Consider the following 2,287-nt stretch of genomic DNA (forward strand, 5'->3'; position numbering starts at 1 on the left):
GCGGCATCTACACGCCGCGCTGGTGGAAGCTCGAGGGCTCGCAATACGGCCACCTAAAGACGTGGAAGACCACCGACGGCGGTACTTATCTCGACGGCGAAAAAACCTCGGATGTGACGCTCGACCAGCTTCATCTTCCTGAGCACCATTCGATACAGTTGCGGGTCGGCATCGACGAGCACGCCGAGCATCCGGGGGGCCTGAACATCTTCGGCAAGGGTTTCGGCAATCACGATCAGGACATCATCCTGCGCCTGCACATCCGGCGGGACCCCGAACGCGCCGAAGCCCTCGCCTGAACTGGAATGGCGCTTGCCGATTTGCGCTGCTGGCCGCCAATTCGCGAATGCACAGATCTCTGCCGACGCTGCATCGCGCGAACACTGGCGCGATGATGGGTGTCGCCAGAAAAACTGTGCCTGACCGCTGGGAAATCGGTCGGGCTGACGGCTGATTCCGCGGACCAGGATCGATTCGCACTCTCGCGAGTTGCAGCTGATCGAGCAGGAGCATTAGCTATGGCCGATGACAAATCAAAGGCGACGGAAGATCTATGGTTGGCCTCCTCCAGCGAAGAATCCTATCAAGTCGCTGAGTTCGCCGAGAAATACGGTTTCCCCGAAAGTGAGGCCGCACTGATAATCGAGAGAAAGGGCTCATCCAAAAAGAAGCTCGATGCGTATATGGCATCTCGAAAGACATAGCCGCCGCATCGTTGTGTCTAGCGCAACTGCCAGCCTTTCCGTCCCACGGCCAGCCGACACGCGCTCTCGGCCGCATTGGATTACGAAATTTCTGGGGCCGGCGAGACGGCCGTCACATATCGGCGACTTCCTAATCCGTTTCAAGCTTCTCCTGATCGGCCACCTAGGAGTCAAGATCGATACACGACAGCGGACGTAACGAAAGGGCCGCGCCTTGGTGAGCGGCGGTCCTCCTTTGTTGCCGGTGCCGCTTCAATGTCTATCCCTTGATTTGCTCCTGCTGGGCGCCGCTGTCAGGCCGCGGCGACGCCAACACGGGCTCGCCACCCGCGGGTTCACCAGCCACCGTCGAGAACTCCCCCTTGACCGTCCAGAGATGCGCCGCTCGACCACCGGCCTTCGGGCGGATCAATGCCTTCGACGAAGCAATTGACGAACGCATAGCTCACGTCTTGCTGCTCCTGTCCTGCGGGAACGAATTGCCTCAGCACATTCTTACGAGGGCTTCCGCTGCCCACAGCGTAATTTACTTCGAAGAACCTGTATTCGAGGCCACATCGCGCCAGTGGCGGCGTCGTTAAGTGCTTCCGGGTCCGTACCGGTCGCGCGCACCTCGGCTTCAATAGCTTCGAGGGGGTTCGCCTGCGGTCTATGGTGATCTGTGGAGACCGTAGAATGAACGGGAAAAAGTGGCACTGCCGGGCGGCGCGAGCAAGGTGTTGGGGAGTTCTTGACGTGTAAGAAGAAGAGGCCCCTGCCGGGGCCAGCTCCGTCCGAAGCAGTTTATGCGGCTTGTTGCAATGCGCGTTCGTTCACAGCGCCCTCACCAAGAGCTGAGAGCGCTTCCTCTGTTTTCGTCTCTTCTTCGAGTGTGGACTTGAGGAGTTCCACCGCTTCTGGTTTTCCAAGCTGTTCCGCCCACGCGATGAGCATCCCATAGCGGGCGATCTCGTAATGCTCGACCGCTTGGGCCGCTGCGACCAGGCCAGCGTCCAGGGCCGGAGCGCCTTTATACTCTTCGAGGATATCCGAGCCTTCCTCGAGGATGCCGTCAATGGCCGGGCAGGTCTTGCCACGAGCGGACTTGCCAAAGAGATCGAACACTTGGTCGAGACGTTCGACCTGGCCTTCTGTCTCGGCCCGGTGCTTATCAAACGCCGCCGTCACCTCTTCCGATTCCGCGTCCTTCGCCATTTTCGGCAGGGCCCTCAAGATTTTCTTCTCGGCGTAATAAAGATCCTTCAAGCCGTCGAGGAAGAGCTCTTCCAGGCCCTTAGCTTCCGCTTTCGCGGCCTTCTTTGTGGTTGCCATTGTGTTCGTCTCCGGGTTGGTAGAGCCTCGCCATGTCGGAGGCTGCTGATAATCCGCCGCCCCAGGATTTGTTCATTTCGGGGTATCAAGCGGTCGGCCGTCCATCAACTTCGCGATGCCCTTCTCCAGGGGGCCGACCCCATCTCTACTTCATCAAGCGTCTTAGTTTTTTGGCATACTTAACTAGCGAAAAAGCTCTCCGGTGGGTTCTGTCTGTTATACCGTCTTGGGTATATAAACGGCAGCATACCACCGGCCTGGGTATCCAAGCC

2 protein-coding genes and 2 pseudogenes are annotated in these 2,287 nt (G+C 58.8%); 2 read left to right on the forward strand and 2 right to left on the reverse strand.

Going from position 1 to position 2,287, the window contains the following annotated elements; all coding sequences use genetic code 11:
• Nucleotides 1-299, forward strand: a pseudogene (locus tag E5W87_RS35040) (transcriptional regulator); the annotation flags it as partial.
• Nucleotides 300-518: 219 nt separating this feature from the next.
• Nucleotides 519-704, forward strand: coding sequence for a DUF3606 domain-containing protein (locus E5W87_RS35045; protein WP_292408433.1), 186 nt, complete (start codon nt 519-521; stop codon nt 702-704).
• A 259-nt stretch (nt 705-963) separates the two neighbouring features.
• Here E5W87_RS35045 and E5W87_RS36250 read toward each other — a convergent pair.
• Nucleotides 964-1,168, reverse strand: a pseudogene (locus tag E5W87_RS36250) (catalase); the annotation flags it as partial.
• 319 nt (nt 1,169-1,487) lie between these two features.
• Complete coding sequence (locus tag E5W87_RS35050; protein WP_292408436.1) at nt 1,488-2,015, reverse strand: DUF892 family protein; 528 nt, start codon at nt 2,013-2,015, stop codon at nt 1,488-1,490.
• Nucleotides 2,016-2,287 lie beyond the last annotated feature (272 nt).

The sequence above is a fragment of the Mesorhizobium sp. genome (assembly GCF_004962925.1).
Classification (GTDB): domain Bacteria; phylum Pseudomonadota; class Alphaproteobacteria; order Rhizobiales; family Rhizobiaceae; genus Mesorhizobium.

Bases quoted from the DNA above. Each gene is read 5' to 3' on its own strand.
- E5W87_RS35050 (WP_292408436.1), bottom strand. From the start codon at position 2,015: ATGGCAACCACAAAGAAGGCCGCGAAAGCGGAAGCTAAGGGCCTGGAA.
- E5W87_RS35045 (WP_292408433.1), top strand. From the start codon at position 519: ATGGCCGATGACAAATCAAAGGCGACGGAAGATCTATGGTTGGCCTCC.